The sequence below is a fragment of the Sphingomonas canaveralia genome, from assembly GCF_047238125.1.
Taxonomy (GTDB): domain Bacteria; phylum Pseudomonadota; class Alphaproteobacteria; order Sphingomonadales; family Sphingomonadaceae; genus JBDFMH01.
Window position 1 is genome coordinate 1,375,700 of the sequence record NZ_JBDFMH010000001.1, and the last position, 14,407, is coordinate 1,390,106.

A 14,407-nucleotide genomic window follows, 5' to 3' on the forward strand; every position below is an offset into this window, starting at 1 on the left:
CGAAGCACCGTTCCTCTTCTGTCATCGGGAATGAAGAAGAACGACCCTTCGACAGGCTCATGGCGAAGGGGTGGCTGGGGATCGGTTCGCGCTGAACCGATCCCTATTAAGCGTCAGCGCGTGCCGGTGCGGCGCACCGCGCCCTTGTGCGCGCCGACGCTGCCCGAACGGCGCGGCGGGAAGCGGCGCTTGGGCTCGCCCCCCTCGGCCGGACGGGCACCGCGGGGACCGCCGCGACCGGCATCGCGACGCGGACCTTCGTCGCGGGTCGATGGCGCCGGCTTCGGCAGCTTGGCGCGCTCCTCGAGGAAATTCTCGGGCAGCGGCAGGATATCGAGCTTCACGCGCGTCAACTTCTCGATCTGGCGCAGGAACGGCCGCTCGTCGTCGGCCACGAACGCCATCGCGATGCCCGCCGCGCCAGCACGCGCGGTGCGACCGATGCGGTGGACATATTGCTCGGCAACGTTCGGCAGTTCGAAATTGAAGACGTGGCTGACCCCGCCGACATCGATGCCTCGTGCAGCGATATCGGTCGCGATCAGGATCTTGATCGATCCGGAGCGAAACGCCGCCATCGTCCGTTCGCGCTGCGGCTGGCTCTTGTTACCATGGATCGCCTCCGCACCGATGCCGGCCGCGTTCAGATGCTTCACGACCTTGTCCGCGCCATGCTTGGTACGGGTGAAGACGAGCGCACGCTCGACCGGTTCGGACCGCAGCTTCATGATCAGCAACGCCGATTTCTCGGACTGGTTGACGAAGGTGGCAAACTGCTCGACCCGCTCCGCCGTGGTCGACTGCGGCGCGACCGAAACCTTGACCGGATCAGTGAGGAAGCGATCGCCCAGTTCCGCGATCGTCTTGGGCATGGTTGCCGAGAAGAACAGCGACTGGCGCTTCTTCGGCAGCAGCTGATCGATCCGCTTCAGCGCATGGATGAAGCCCAGATCAAGCATCTGATCGGCTTCGTCGAGCACGAAGATCTCGACGTTGCGCAGCGAGAGCGCGCGCTGGTCGATCAGATCGAGCAGGCGGCCCGGCGTGGCGACGAGCACATCGACGCCCGGCCCAAGCGCGCGCATCTGGCGGCCGATCGGCACGCCACCGAACACGGTAAGGACGGACAGGCGCAGGAACTTCGAATAGGCGACGAAGCTCTCGGCGATCTGGCTGGCCAGCTCGCGCGTCGGCGACAGCACCAGCATGCGGCAGCCGCCGGGCGGACGCGGGCGCGGATTTTCCGCCAGCCGCTGGATCGAGGGCAGCGCGAACGCAGCGGTCTTGCCGGTGCCGGTCTGCGCGATGCCGCACAGATCCTTGCCGTCCAGCAGCGGCGGGATCGCCTGCGCCTGGATCGGCGTGGGCGTATCATAGCCCTTGGCGGCCAGCGCGCGGATCAACGGCTCGGCCAGATGAAGGTCGGTGAATTTGGTCACGATATGACTTTCGCAATAAGGCGTGCGGCGCGGCCGGTTGGGCAGCGCGCAGGCGGGTTCTGACGACCCGCGTGAAAAGGGAAGCCTTCGGGCGCATCGCTTGCCGGGGGAGCCGACCCTGCCCGATGGATGGGACAGGCGTTCACGCCGCTCGATACCCGCGGCCATCCAAAGGCCGCCGATGCTGCTACGCATATGGCCGATGATTGGGGCGGGATCAAGGCCGGGCGTGGAACGCGGCCCCGCCCCGCCCGTTTCCAAGCCGCAATCAAGGAGATCAGGCATGGCCACCGACGCAGAAATCGAAGAGCGCTTTTGGAAGCAGCTGAAGTCCGACCGCACGATGATGCTGGGGCTGGACGGTGCACGCGACGGCCATACCCAGCCGATGACCGCGCAGTTCGAGCATGAAGGCGGCCCGATCTATTTCTTCTGCGCCAGCGACAACAGCATTCTGGGATCGATGGGCGAGAGCCACCGTGCGATCGCGACCTTCGCCGACAAGGGCCATGATCTGTTTGCCAGCGTGCATGGATCACTGGGACTGGAAACCGACGAGGCGGTGATCGACCGGCTGTGGAATCCGTTCGTCGCCGCCTGGTTCGAAGGTGGCCGCGACGATCCCAAGCTCCGTCTGCTGCGCCTCGATGGCGAGCGCGCGCAGATCTGGTTGAACGAATCGTCGCTGTTCGCCGGGATCAAGACGCTGCTCGGCCGCGATCCGAAGAAGGATTACGAGGGCAAGGTGGCCGAAGTCTCGCTTTAACAATCGAACCGGGGGCCGCCGCCGGCGTGGTGGCCCCCTCGCCATTACGTTTCCGATGACGCCACCGCCGTCGGCGGCTCAGCCCCAAAGCGTTTCCCCGGCAGGGTTCATCGTGCCGCCATCGAAGGTGAAGCCCGGCACCCGGTCTTCCGCCAGCAACAGCGGCCCATCGAGATCGACCCAACGTGCGCCCTGGCCCGCAAGGAACGCCGGCGCCACCCCGAGTGAGGTGGAAAGCATGCAGCCGACCATCACGTCGAGCCCGGCGGAGCGCGCCGCAGCGCGCAGTGCGAGCGCTTCGGTAAGGCCACCTGCCTTGTCGAGCTTGATGTTGATCGCCGTATAGCGACCAACGCAGCGTGGCAGATCGCTGCGATCCTGCAGGCTCTCGTCCGCGCACAAGGGCACTGGCGAAACCACGCCATCGAGCAAGGCATCATGGCCGGCGGTGACCGGCTGCTCGATCAGTTCGACGCCCAGGTCCGCCATCGCGCTCGCTTCGGCGGCGATGTCGCGCCCGGTCCAGGCTTCGTTGGCGTCGACGATCAGGCGAGCGTCAGGCGCGCCGCGGCGGACCGCTGTGACCCGTGCGAGATCCCCCTCTCCCGCCAGTTTCAGCTTGAGCAGCGGATAGAGCGGCGCCGCGGCGGCAGCCCGGGCCTCCATTGTTTCAGGATCGGCCAGCGAGATCGTGTAGGCAGTCACCAGGGGTGCCGGCGGATCGAGCCCGGCGAGCGCCCAGACTGGCTGGCCGAGCCGCTTCCCCTCCCAATCCCACAGCGCCGCGTCCGCGGCATTGCGCGCGGCTCCACGCGGCAGCATTGCCTGTAACGCTTCCCGATCGGGTACCGGGCCAAGCGCCAGGATTTGCGCGACGACGCTTTCGGCGCTTTCCCCATGATAGTAGATGGCGGTGGCCTCGCCACGGCCGATTACGCCGTCACGGCTGGCTTCACAGATGACGACATCGACATGCGTCTTCGCGCCGCGCGCGATCGTGAACGCGCCTGCGACCGGCCATCGTTCCACGCGGGCCTCGAGCAGCACCGATCAGGTCGTGCTGTTGGGATCGGCGCCAGGCACGCGCGGGATCGGGCGTGGCTGCCGCGCGGGCCAGAGCGGCTGCGGCAGGATCCGGGCGGAGCGTTCGAAGGCGGCCTTCACGTCCGCTCGGGCCAGCAACGGCTCCCACAGCGCGCGCAATCGGGATTTCGCAGGCGCCCACAACGCCCCCTCGGGCTGGAACTGATCGGCGACGTTACTGGCGCCTTCGCGTGTCCCCAGGGTCTTGATCGCCAGCGCCGCGGCCTCGTCGGCGCGGTTCGCGCACAGCAACGCCTCGATTGCGGCGGGTTCGTTCTCGCTGGCGGTCGCCTTGATCGCGTCGCTGGCGGCGCGCACATCCGCCGATCGGCCCAGCGCACTCAGCGCGCATACCTCGGTCCGGCGCAGCCAGCCGCGCCCCCATGGGCTCAGCGCGCTGTCCTCGCCCGCCAGAGCACGCCTTGCGACCGCCAGCGCCTCGTCCGGCTGGCCGGCCTCATCGAGCAGTTCGGCCAAGTTGACGACGCCCGCGACGCCGGGCCCTGCGGTCTTGATGTCGAGCGCGCCGAACGGGCGGACCAGAGCGATCGCCGCATCGCGCCGCCCGAGCGCGGCCAGCGCCTGGCCATGATACAGGACGCTGCGAACGGCATCCTCGCTCATGCCCGGGCCAATCGCGATGCCGTCGGCCAGTTCGCCCGCCTCGGCATAGCGGCCGAGCAGGATGAAGGCGCGGATCGTATCGCGCCGCACGCGCGGATCATCGGGCGATGTGGTGAACGCCGCCAGTTGCTGCGCTGCGAAGCGATCCACGACCCGGCCGGAGGCTGGGCCCATCCGCGCTTCGATCGCCGGCCACAACGGCTGATATTGCCGCTCGGTCGCCATCGAGAACAGGATTTCAGGCATCTCGATCCGCGGCAGCAGCAGTTCAGCCTCGGCCACTTCCTTGCGGTCGAGCAGCGCATCGATCGCACCCTGCGCCACGCTGTCACGCAGTTCGGGGCGATCGGTGGGCTGCCAGTCGGCCCGGGCCAGCGCGATGAACAGGCGATCGCGCAGCGGGAAGCGATCCTCCTCGGTCAGCTTCTGGACGATGCCGCGCCAGACTTCGCCGGAGATCATGCGCAGCGAGGCGGGATCCTCCTCCGCCAGCCCGGCAAGCTGCTCGCCCGCATCCGCGAAGCGCCCGCCAAGCGCAGCCGCCATGACGCCATAACTGCGCACGACGCCGTTCTTCGGGATCGCTTCGGCAAGCGCGCGTTGCAGCGGCGCGATCTCGGCCACCCGATCTGCCGGGCCCAGGCAGCCCAGCCGCAACAGATCGGTACGATTGCGATCATCGCCCGGGGGCAATCGTCTGGACAGCGGATCCAGCAGCGCCAATGCGCCCTGGCAATCTCCCTTGCGACCAAGTTCGATCGCCTGAGCCAACGTCGAGGCGACGTCGCCCGACGGTGGCGCAGCCGGGCGGAGCGTGGACGGAAGGCTTGGGGCAGCAATCGCCGGCGCAGCGATCAGCGCCGCCCCGATCAGCGCGCCGCGCAACACATCATGCCGCATGGTCCGCGATCCAGCTCTCGACCACGGGGGCGATCATCTCGCGCCAGCGGCGGCCGTTGAAGATGCCATAATGGCCGACCTTTTCGGCGAGGAGATACTGCTTACGGTCCTCGGGCAATGCCGTGGCGATGTTCAGTGCAGCCTTCGTCTGGCCGATACCCGAGATATCGTCGCGTTCGCCTTCGATCGCCAAAAGTGCGGTCTTGGCGATCGCGCCGGGATCGACCTTGCGGCCGCGGTACATCATCTCGCCGCGGGGCAGCGCATGCTGCTGGAACACGACATCGATCGTCTCGAGATAGAAGGCTGCATCCATGTCGCAGACCGAGCGGTATTCGTCGTAGAATTCCTTGGTCGATTCAGCGCTCTCGCCATCACCGTCGACAAGATGCTTGAACATGCCCCAATGGCTGACGAGGTGGTTGCCGAGGTTCATTGCCATGAAGCCGGCCAGCTGCAGGAAGCCCGGATAGACGCGCCGGCCGCCCCCCGGATAATAGAAGGGCACGGTGGCGATCACATTCTGCTCGAACCAGGCATGCGGGCGCTGGGTCGCGACCGTGTTGACCGTCGTCGGCGCCTCGCGGGTATCGATCGGTCCGCCCATCATGGTCAGCGTGCGCGGCAGGCAGGCATGGCCGTCCGCCGACATCAGTGCGACAGCGGCATAGGCCGGCACGGTCGGCTGGCACACCGCCAGCATGTGCGCGTCCGGGCCGATATGCTCGAGGAACTCGATCAGATAATCGATATAGTCGTCGAGACCGAACGTCCCGTCCGCCAGCGGCACCAGCTTCGCATCGCGCCAATCGGTGATGTAGACATCATGGCCGGGCAACATCCGCTCGACAGTGCCGCGCAGCAGCGTCGCATAATGGCCCGACATCGGTGCCACGATCAGCAGCTTCGGCCCGCCTTCGACGCCTTCCCGGCGAAAATGCTTGAGCTGGCCGAACGGCTTCTGCAGCACGATCTCCTCGACCACCGCAACCTCGTTCCCGTCGACGACGGTGGTGGGCAGGCGGAAGGCAGGCTTGCCGCGGGTGGCCGATGCATGCGCGAACACATCGAGCCCGGAGGCGACCATCGGCCCCATTCGCGTGTAGGACATCGGATTGGCCGGGTTCTGCCACCATTCCGCGCCGAGCGTTGCGAATGCGCTCGCCCCCGCCAGCCAGGAACGCTGCATCTCATAGGCGTCGTAGAGCATGGTCGATCCTTGGCATGCGGCATCGGCCGCGAACATTTCGGAACAGTATCGCCTTTTTTCCTGCAGACGCAAACCGACGCTGCGGTGCGGTAGTTCCGATCCGGCACGCTTGCCATTGAGGCGCAGCCGCCGCGCTGCTAACCGGTGATGGATGGGGGAAGACGCCAAAGCCAGCGGGGCCGACCGCAACATCGGCAACCTGCGGCTGATCGGCAGCTTCGCCGCGCGATACCCGGGCCGGATCGTCTGCGCAGGGCTTTCGCTGCTGGCGGCGGCGGGCGCCACGCTGGCGATCCCGCAGCGGCTGCAACGGATCATCGATCGCGGCTTCGCGACCGACGGTGCCGCGGTCGGCCCGTATTTCCACTATCTGCTGATGATCGTGGGTGTGCTCGCGCTGGCGACGGCGCTGCGCTTCTACTTCGTCAGTTGGTTGGGCGAGCGGGTGGTGGCCGATCTGCGCGCCGCGGTGCATCGCAATCTGCTGACGCTGGCGCCGCGCTTCTTCGAGGAGAACCGTCCGTCCGAGATCGCGTCCCGGCTGACCGCGGATACCGCGATCGTCGAGCAGATCGTCGGCACCACCATATCGGTCGCGCTGCGCAACCTGGTGTTGGGCGTCGGCGGCGTGATCTATCTGTTCGCGCTGGCGCCGAAGCTTACCGGGCTGCTGCTGCTGGTAATTCCGCTGGTGATTGTGCCGATCGTCGTGATCGGGCGCAAGCTCCGCGTGCTTTCGCGCGCCAGCCAGGATCGGATCGCCGATGTCGGCGCGATGGTTTCCGAAACGCTGGGCGCGATGAAGATCGTGCAGGCGTTCGGGCAGGAAGAGCGCGAGGCGGGGCGGTTCCGCGGCGCCGCCGAAGCCGCATTCGCCACTGCCCGCAAACGGATCAAGCTGCGCGCGGTGATGACTGCGATCGTGATCACGCTGGTATTCGGATCGATCACGCTGGTTATGTGGCAGGGCGCGAGCGATGTCGCTGCCGGCCGGCTATCGGGTGGATCGCTGGCCGCATTCATGCTGGCCGGGGTGTTCGTGGCGGGTGCCTTCGGCGCGCTGACCGAAGTCTATGGCGATCTGCTGCGTGGTGCGGGTGCGGCCGGTCGGCTGGCGGAGTTGCTGTCCGAATTGCCGGAGATCCGGGCACCGGCCGAACCGCGCGCCTTGCCGACGCCGGCAAGCGGGCGGCTGAGCTTCGAGGATGTCGGCTTCCGCTATCCCACGCGGCCTGAGCATGCGGCGCTCGACGGGCTGAGCCTGGCGGTGGAGCCTGGGGAGATGATCGCGGTCGTCGGTCCGTCCGGCGCCGGAAAGACCACGCTGTTCCAGCTGGCTCAGCGCTTTTACGATCCGCAATCGGGCGTCGTCCGGATGGACGGGATCGATTTGCGCGAAGCCGACCCGGCCGCCGTCCGCGCGCGGATCGCGATGGTGCCGCAGGAGACAGTGCTGTTCGGCGCCTCCGCGCGCGATAATCTGCGTTACGGGGACTGGTCTGCCGACGACGACCGGATCTGGGCTGCTGCCGAGGCCGCGAATGCCGCCGATTTCCTGCGCGCGCTGCCCGACCGGCTCGATACCTTCCTGGGCGAAGGCGGCGCACGCCTGTCGGGCGGGCAGCGCCAGCGGATCGCGATCGCGCGCGCCCTGCTGCGTGATGCACCGCTGCTGCTGCTGGATGAAGCGACCTCCGCGCTCGATGCGGAATCCGAGCGGCTCGTGCAGGGCGCACTCGAACGGCTGATGACCGGGCGGACCACGATCGTGATCGCACACCGGCTGGCGACCGTCCGGGCGGCCGATCGCATCATCGTGATGGAAGACGGGCGAATCGTGGAAGAGGGCAACCACAACGCATTATCCTCACAGGGCGGACTTTATGCACGCCTCGCCCGATTGCAGTTCGACGGGATCGCGGCTTGATTAGGCGCCTTGCTGCAATGCAGCGTTGTGGCAGGCAAGCCGTTTTATTGAGCGAAAGAGACGTTGAAACAGCTTTATAACGTCGAAGCCTGATCTGCAGCGATTTTTCTATTGCACTGCACAATGATCAGTTGAGATTTGCAACTAATTCACCACCGTCAAAATGCGTCGCCGCCCTCTTCCTTTCGGTAGAAGCTTCCGTTACGGCGCGCTTGTCCGACCGAGCCACAATCATAGCATAAGCGGGGAGAGGTGCCGCCGGTAAGACCGGCACCGGCACGGGAGACGATGGGGGATCGAGCGCGAGTTATCGCAGCTCTCCCCCAATTTTCTTGTCTTGCGGTCAGTGCACACGGCTCTTCATCAATGGCTGGATGCGGGTGCCGAAATCATCGACGCCCTTCACGAAATCGTCGAAGGTCAGCAGCACGCCGCCCGTGTTCGGCACTTCGGCCATCTCGTCGAGCATGCGGGCCACGCTCTGATAGCTCCCCACCAGCGTACCCATGTTGATGTTGACGGCACCTTCGGGCGCGGCGAGCTGTCGGACATTGGTGGTGGCGTTGTGTTTGTCGGCAGCACCCTGATCGGCAAGCCATGCGATCGCGTCGAGATCGACGCCGTCATTATAGGATTTCCATTTGGCCATCGCGGCGTCGTCGGTTTCATCGGCGATGATCATGACGAGCACGAAGACGGAGACGGCGCGGCCGGTTTTCGCGGTCGCCGCAGCCAGCCGTTCATTGTTGGAGGCGAAGGCGGTCGGCGTGTTGACGCCCTTGCCCAGGCAGAAGGCGTAGTCTGCCCACTTGGCGGAGAAGGCTAGGCCCTCGTCGGACGAACCCGCGCAGATGATCTTCATCTCGCCTTCCGGCTTCGGGCGGACGAGGCAATCCTCCATCCGGTAATAATCGCCTTTGAAATCGCTGCGGCCACTTTCCCAAAGCTCGCGCAGGATGCGGGCATATTCGTCGAGCATCTTGTACCGGTTGCGGAAATGCTCGTCGCCGGGCCACAGCCCCATCTGGCTATATTCAGGGCGTTGCCAGCCGGTGATAAGGTTTAGCCCGAAGCGGCCATGGCTTATGCTGTCGATGGTGTTGCACATTCGCGCGGCGAACGCCGGCGGGATGATCAGCGTCGGGCAGGTGGCATAGATCTTGATCCGCTCGGTCACCGCCGCCAGCCCTGCCATCAGCGTGAAGCTTTCCAGACCATATTCCCAGAATTCGGTCTTGCCGCCGAAACCGCGCAGCTTGATCATCGACAACAGGAAATCGAGACCATGTTCTTCGGCCTTCAATGCGATCTGCTTGTTAAGATCGAAGCTGGGCAGATATTGCGGGCTGTTTTCGCTGATCAGCCAGCCATTATTGTTGATGGGGACGAACACGCCGACCTGCATTGGCTTAGCTCCTCAAAAAATCGAGAATGCCCCGGTTGACGGCATCCGGATCCGTGACATTCACGGCATGCCCGCCCCATGACCGCTGCACACTGCGCGCATTGGGCAACAAGGCCTGCAAGCGGGTCGAATTGACGCAGGGGACGAGCAGATCGTCACGCGCCGCGTAGAGCAGCACGTCCGCGGCAACCGTGTCAGCCCAGTCCCGGCAGTCGAACGCGCGTGCAGCAGCGACACGCTTTTCCACCACCGCGTCGCCGGGCCAGCTGGCCAGGTGATGCGCGCTTTCCGCACGCAACTGCGCATCGTGATCGGACAGCCAATCGGGCGGGAACAGAAACAGCGGCTGCGCTTCGAGATATGCCGCCGCGCCAGCCTTGCGCAGCAGCGTCAGGCGAACGTCGAAGCAGCGATTGGTTTGCGGATCGAGGCTGGCCCAGCCGTTGATCACGACGACCTGATCGATGCGATCCGGCGCCGCGCGCACGGCTTCGAGCGCCGCCATCCCGCCGATCGCATGTCCACAGATCGCGACGGTCTCCAGCCGCAGCGCGTCAGCGAGCATGAGCATGTCGTTGCCCAGATCGGCCAACGAGACGGCCGCCGGGAGATTCCGGTCGCTCCGCCCCGTCCCGCGATGATCATAGGTGATGACGCGGAATCGCTCGGCCAAGGCGGAAAGGTTCGGTGTCCAGTAGCTTGCCGAGCCGCCAAGCCCGCTCGACAAGATCAGCGGCGGACCGTCGGCCGGCCCCTGCTCCTCGTAGTGAAGCCCTTCCGCTCGTGGCATCAGAGGTGCGCGACGCTCGCGATCTCGACCAAGCAGTCCGGTTTCACGAGATCAGCCCTGATGCAGTAGCGCGCCGGCTTCGCGCCCGGGAAATACTCCGCATAGACCGCGTTGAAGGCGGCGTAATCGGCGAGGTCCTTCAAGAAGATGTGGTTCATCGCCACGTCCGCCAACGTCGCGCCGGCGGCCTCCAGCGTGACCCTGATCACGTCCAGCACATGCCGGGTCTGCGCGGCCGCATCGCCGACATGGAGCACGGCGCCCCCCTCGCCCAGCGCCAGCACGCCGGAGACATAGACGGTGTTCCCTGCCTTCGCGCCGGCCGAATAGGGCGCGATCGGAGTCGGGCATTGCGGCGGGTTGATCGGTTCGAACGGCATCGTCGCTCCTCAGGTTCGGGATTGCTGGCCGACCGCTCCGCAGAAATCGGCGACAGTGGAAACCCAGCCGAAGAAGCGCTCGACATTGTAGACCGTGGCCTGCTTGATGAAGTCCGGCCCGAGATGATGGGTGGCATCTTCCAGCATCACCCCGAAATATTCGAGGTGAAACCCGTCGCGCAGCGTCGATTCCACGCAGACGTTGGTCGCAATGCCGACGAAGACAAGCGTGCGGACGCCACGCGCGCGCAGCACGCTATCAAGCTGTGAATTGAAGAAGGCCGAATAGCGTGTCTTGTGCAGCCGGATATCGCCGGGCTGCGGCGCGAGCGCATCGACCAGATCATAATCCCAGCCGCCACGCGCCAGCAGCTGCCCGGCGAGCTCGGTGCGGGCCCGCATCGTCTTCAGCGCGTTCGACTTGTGCCAGTTGGGCGATCCCGGGCCACCCGCCTCGACATAGTCCGCGTCCCAGCCATTCTGGAGGTAGATGACCGGCATGCCGGCGGCACGTGCGGTCGACAGCACCTGCGCGATCCGGCCGATCGTGCCGGCGGCGCCGGCAATGTCGAACCCCGCCAGATCGACATAGCCGCCGGGCGAGGCATAGGCATTCTGCATGTCGATCACGATCACCGCAGTATCGGCGGGTGAGATGCGGATCGGCTCCGGCCGGGCCGGAAGGGCCACGCTTCCGGGGAGATCGCTTCCGGGCCGTTCGACGATGCGCTGCGCTGTCATCCCCGGAAGGTGACGGGCAGCGCCGCCGCTGGCAACCCCGCCGTCTCAGCCCGGTGACAACCGGTGCGCGGCCATCGCCTGATAATCGGCGCGACAGGCGTCGGCGACGCGGGAAAGCTCGGCCGGCAGCGCGGGCATCGCCCCTTCCCGCCCCTCGAAGCCCGTACTGGCCTCGACCCGGCCATACCAGTGTGCCGCCCATACCCCATCGTCGGGATGCCGGCCTGCCGGCCAGGCGAGCATCGCCGGATCCTAGGCGATCCCCAGCGCCCCGCACAGCGCCGTCAGCATGCCGGCCGGATCGCGCAGCACATCCGCCGATTCGATCACCGGCGGCGCATGGCCGAGCCGATCCGCGACGCGATCGAAGAAAGCGCGCTGCGCGGCAAAGCCGAGATCGGCAGCGGCCGCCGTTTCGCGCTTCGCGGCGTAGGAAGCGACGACACGCGCCGGATCGCGGATCAGGAAGGCATGGGTCAGCCCCGCCAGATCGTCCGGCGCCAGAAGACCGACCATGTGGTGGGTCATATGCTTCTGGTACCAGATCGGGCGACCGTGCGGTGCCGGCCCGGACAACGCCATCGCGACGGAACGCCAGTCGCAATCCATCGCGCCGATCACGTCATCCCGCATCGGATGGTCGTCCCCGGTCTGTTTCAGGAAGCAGCCATAGAAGGGCTCGTCACTGACCGCGGTGTCGGAACGGCTGGAGAAGCTCCGCATCAGCGCGGTCGAGATGTTGCGCGGGCCGGACCACATCGCGATCCGGATCGTCATCCCCGCGCCTCGATATCCGCCTCCACCGCGGCGCGATAAAGGCCCTGCAGCCGCTCGACCATCGGCCCGCGTGCCGTGCCGATTACGCGCCCATCGATCCGGCCGACCGGGGCCAGCCCGGCGAAGGTGCCGGTCGTGAATGCCTCATTCGCGCCATAGACGTCGGTCAGCGAGAAATTGCGCTCGAACACAGGAATGTCCGCCGCCCGCGCGGTCTCGATCACGATCCGCCGGGTGATGCCGTCGAGGCAATAGTCGCCGGTCGAGGTCCACACCTCGCCGCCGCGCACGATGAAGAAATGGGTCGAGTTGCAGGTGGCGACGAAGCCGTGCGGATCGAGCATCAGCGCCTCGTCCGCGCCGGCCTGCGCGGCCTGGATGCAGGCGGTGATGCAGTTCAGCTTGCTGTGCGAATTGAGCTTGGGATCCTGCACGTCCGGAAAGCCGCGGCGGACATGGACGGTGAACAGGTTCAGCATCCGCTCCGCCGTGCCGGGCGCGGGCGTCTTCCATTCGGGGATGATGACGATCGTCGCGGGCGAGATCACCACGCGCGGATCCTGATAGGGGGTCGACCGGATACCGCGCGTGACCATCAGCCGGATATGGACGCCTTCCCCGTCCATCGCGTTCGCCTTGAGGACGTTGCGCAAACGATCGACGAGCGCCGCGCGATCGATGCCGATATCCATCGCGATCGCCTTGGCGCCCTGCCACAGCCGATCGAGATGGCGATCGAGGAAGGCGATACGCCCGCGATGGACGCGCAACCCCTCCCACACGCCATCGCCCAGCATGAAGCCGGAATCGAAGACCGAGACCTTCGCCTCCGCCCGCGGGAACAGCGTGCCGTTGACATCGATCAGCACCGCATCATTGCGCGGATCGGGCGTGAAGACATGCGTTCCGGTCGCGTGATCCGGCATCAGAAGTGGATCGCGCGACCCTCGGACGACAGCACGCTTTCGTGCATCATCTCGCTGAGCGTGGGATGCGCGAACACGGTGGCGATCAGCTCTTCCTCGGTCGTCTCCAGCTGGCGGCCGACGACATAGCCCTGGATCAGCTCGGTCACTTCCGCACCGATCATGTGCGCGCCAAGCAGCTCGCCGGTCTTGGCATCGAACACCGTCTTCACGAAGCCTTCCGCCTCGCCCAGCGCGATCGCCTTGCCGTTGCCGATGAAGGGGAATTTGCCGACCTTCACCTGATGGCCGGCCTCCTTGGCCTTCGCCTCGGTATAGCCGACCGAGGCGACCTGCGGGCGCGAATAGGTGCAGCCCGGAATGTTGCGCACGTCCAGCGCGTGCGGGTGGACATCCTTGTTGCCCTGCTTCTGCGCGATCGCCTCGGCCGCGATCACACCTTCGTGGCTGGCCTTGTGGGCAAGCCAGGGCGCGCCCGTGACGTCGCCGATCGCCCAGATGCCGTCGACATTGGTCTTGCAGAACTTGTCGATCGTGATGTGGCCGCGTTCCGCCTTCACGCCCAGCGCCTCGAGCCCAATATTCTCGGTGTTCGGCACGATGCCGACCGCGACGATGACATGGCTGAAATCGCTGGTCGCGGACTTCCCGTCCTTGCCCTTGATCGTGGCCTTCACGCCATCCTTGCCGGCTTCCAGCTTCTCGACGCCGGCCCCGGTCATGATCGTCAGCTTCTGCTTGGTCAGCGCCTTTTCCATGAAATCGCTGACTTCGGCATCCTCGACCGGCAGGATGCGGTCGAGCATCTCGACGATCGTGACCTCGGCACCCATGTCCGAATAGAAGCTGGCGAATTCGACGCCGATCGCGCCCGATCCGATGACCAGCAGCCTGGTGGGCATCACCGATGGCGTCATCGCATGGCGATAGGTCCAGATCCGGTCGCCATCCGCCTTGGCGAACGGCAGATCGCGGGCGCGGGCACCGGTGGCTATGATGATATCTTTCGCGGCCAGCTCCACCGTCTGATCGCCCTGCTTCACGGAAAGCTTGCCCTTGTCCGTGAGCGTGCCGACGCCTTCGACGACGGTGATCTTGTTCTTCTTCATCAGGCCCTTGACGCCGGCATTCAGCTGGCCGGCGACCTTGCGGCTGCGATCGACGACCTTGGCCAGATCGAAGGACGGCTTTTCCGCCGACAGGCCGTACGCCGCGGCGTGAGTCATGTAATGATAGATTTCGGACGAGCGCAGCAGCGCCTTGGTGGGGATGCAGCCCCAGTTGAGGCAGATGCCGCCCAGCCGCTCGCGCTCCACGATCGCGGTCTTCAGGCCGAGCTGGCTGGCGCGGATCGCCGCGACATAGCCGCCGGGGCCCGAGCCCAGCACGATCAGGTCGTAGGTGTCAGCCAATCGATTGTCCTTCCACTCTCCGCCGCC

General features: G+C 66.0%; 12 protein-coding genes and 1 pseudogene. 2 read left to right on the forward strand and 11 right to left on the reverse strand.

All coding sequences use genetic code 11. The features are described 5' to 3' along the window. Window positions 1–113 precede the first annotated feature (113 nt). On the reverse strand, window positions 114–1,439 hold the full coding sequence (locus ABC347_RS06515; protein WP_413244922.1) for a DEAD/DEAH box helicase: 1,326 nt from the start codon (window positions 1,437–1,439) through the stop codon (window positions 114–116). 283 nt (window positions 1,440–1,722) lie between these two features. On the opposite strand from ABC347_RS06515, the gene ABC347_RS06520 reads away from it, so the two are divergent. Further along, window positions 1,723–2,205 (forward strand): pyridoxamine 5'-phosphate oxidase family protein, encoded by a 483-nt coding sequence (locus ABC347_RS06520; RefSeq protein WP_413244923.1) that lies wholly within the window; start codon window positions 1,723–1,725, stop codon window positions 2,203–2,205. Between the two features lie 78 nt (window positions 2,206–2,283). Here ABC347_RS06520 and dgcA read toward each other — a convergent pair whose 3' ends face one another. Genes dgcA through ABC347_RS06535 form a run of 3 tightly spaced genes read right to left on the reverse strand, consistent with a single transcriptional unit; the run spans window position 2,284 to window position 6,022 of the window. Further along, window positions 2,284–3,252 carry an N-acetyl-D-Glu racemase DgcA gene (gene dgcA / locus ABC347_RS06525; RefSeq protein ID WP_413244924.1) on the reverse strand — a complete coding sequence of 323 codons (969 nt, stop codon included), beginning with the start codon at window positions 3,250–3,252 and terminating at the stop codon, window positions 2,284–2,286. 3 nt (window positions 3,253–3,255) lie between these two features. Beyond that, on the reverse strand, window positions 3,256–4,812 hold the full coding sequence (locus ABC347_RS06530) for a hypothetical protein (protein ID WP_413244925.1): 1,557 nt from the start codon (window positions 4,810–4,812) through the stop codon (window positions 3,256–3,258). After that, window positions 4,802–6,022, reverse strand: coding sequence for a polyhydroxyalkanoate depolymerase (locus tag ABC347_RS06535; RefSeq protein WP_413247014.1), 1,221 nt, complete (start codon window positions 6,020–6,022; stop codon window positions 4,802–4,804). The genes ABC347_RS06530 and ABC347_RS06535 overlap by 11 nt, the downstream gene beginning before the upstream one ends. A 151-nt stretch (window positions 6,023–6,173) precedes the next feature. Between ABC347_RS06535 and ABC347_RS06540 the strand changes: the two genes are divergently transcribed. Beyond that, a complete protein-coding gene (locus ABC347_RS06540) occupies window positions 6,174–7,949 on the forward strand; it encodes an ABC transporter transmembrane domain-containing protein (RefSeq protein WP_413244926.1) in 1,776 nt (591 codons plus the stop codon). 343 nt (window positions 7,950–8,292) lie between these two features. Here the strand turns inward: ABC347_RS06540 and rutA are convergent, their stop codons facing one another. From rutA to lpdA, 7 genes and pseudogenes are all read right to left on the reverse strand, one after another. Then, window positions 8,293–9,354 (reverse strand): pyrimidine utilization protein A, encoded by a 1,062-nt coding sequence (gene rutA / locus ABC347_RS06545; RefSeq protein WP_413244927.1) that lies wholly within the window; start codon window positions 9,352–9,354, stop codon window positions 8,293–8,295. A 4-nt stretch (window positions 9,355–9,358) separates the two neighbouring features. Further along, on the reverse strand, window positions 9,359–10,144 hold the full coding sequence (gene rutD, locus ABC347_RS06550; protein ID WP_413244928.1) for a pyrimidine utilization protein D: 786 nt from the start codon (window positions 10,142–10,144) through the stop codon (window positions 9,359–9,361). Further along, entirely contained in the window at window positions 10,144–10,524 is a 381-nt protein-coding gene (gene rutC / locus ABC347_RS06555) for a pyrimidine utilization protein C (RefSeq protein WP_413244929.1), read from the reverse strand. Before rutC ends, rutD begins: the two co-directional genes overlap by 1 nt. Window positions 10,525–10,533: 9 nt before the next feature. Next, window positions 10,534–11,265: a pyrimidine utilization protein B gene (gene rutB, locus ABC347_RS06560; RefSeq protein ID WP_413244930.1), complete on the reverse strand. Its 732-nt coding sequence runs from the start codon at window positions 11,263–11,265 to the stop codon at window positions 10,534–10,536. A 45-nt stretch (window positions 11,266–11,310) separates the two neighbouring features. Beyond that, window positions 11,311–12,042: pseudogene (locus ABC347_RS06565) on the reverse strand (sulfotransferase-like domain-containing protein). Continuing rightward, entirely contained in the window at window positions 12,039–12,968 is a 930-nt protein-coding gene (locus ABC347_RS06570) for an aminotransferase class IV (RefSeq protein ID WP_413244931.1), read from the reverse strand. The pseudogene ABC347_RS06565 and the gene ABC347_RS06570 overlap by 4 nt, the downstream one beginning before the upstream one ends. Next, a complete protein-coding gene (gene lpdA, locus ABC347_RS06575) occupies window positions 12,968–14,380 on the reverse strand; it encodes a dihydrolipoyl dehydrogenase (RefSeq protein ID WP_413244932.1) in 1,413 nt (470 codons plus the stop codon). Before lpdA ends, ABC347_RS06570 begins: the two co-directional genes overlap by 1 nt. Window positions 14,381–14,407: the final 27 nt, after the last annotated feature.

Excerpts from the sequence above, each read along its gene's own strand:
- ABC347_RS06520 (WP_413244923.1), top strand. The coding sequence starts at position 1,723 with ATGGCCACCGACGCAGAAATCGAAGAGCGCTTTTGGAAGCAGCTGAAG.
- ABC347_RS06530 (WP_413244925.1), bottom strand. The coding sequence starts at position 4,812 with ATGCGGCATGATGTGTTGCGCGGCGCGCTGATCGGGGCGGCGCTGATC.
- ABC347_RS06535 (WP_413247014.1), bottom strand. The coding sequence starts at position 6,022 with ATGCTCTACGACGCCTATGAGATGCAGCGTTCCTGGCTGGCGGGGGCG.
- ABC347_RS06540 (WP_413244926.1), top strand. The coding sequence starts at position 6,174 with ATGGGGGAAGACGCCAAAGCCAGCGGGGCCGACCGCAACATCGGCAAC.
- rutA (WP_413244927.1), bottom strand. The coding sequence starts at position 9,354 with ATGCAGGTCGGCGTGTTCGTCCCCATCAACAATAATGGCTGGCTGATC.
- rutD (WP_413244928.1), bottom strand. The coding sequence starts at position 10,144 with ATGCCACGAGCGGAAGGGCTTCACTACGAGGAGCAGGGGCCGGCCGAC.
- rutC (WP_413244929.1), bottom strand. The coding sequence starts at position 10,524 with ATGCCGTTCGAACCGATCAACCCGCCGCAATGCCCGACTCCGATCGCG.
- rutB (WP_413244930.1), bottom strand. The coding sequence starts at position 11,265 with ATGACAGCGCAGCGCATCGTCGAACGGCCCGGAAGCGATCTCCCCGGA.
- ABC347_RS06570 (WP_413244931.1), bottom strand. The coding sequence starts at position 12,968 with ATGCCGGATCACGCGACCGGAACGCATGTCTTCACGCCCGATCCGCGC.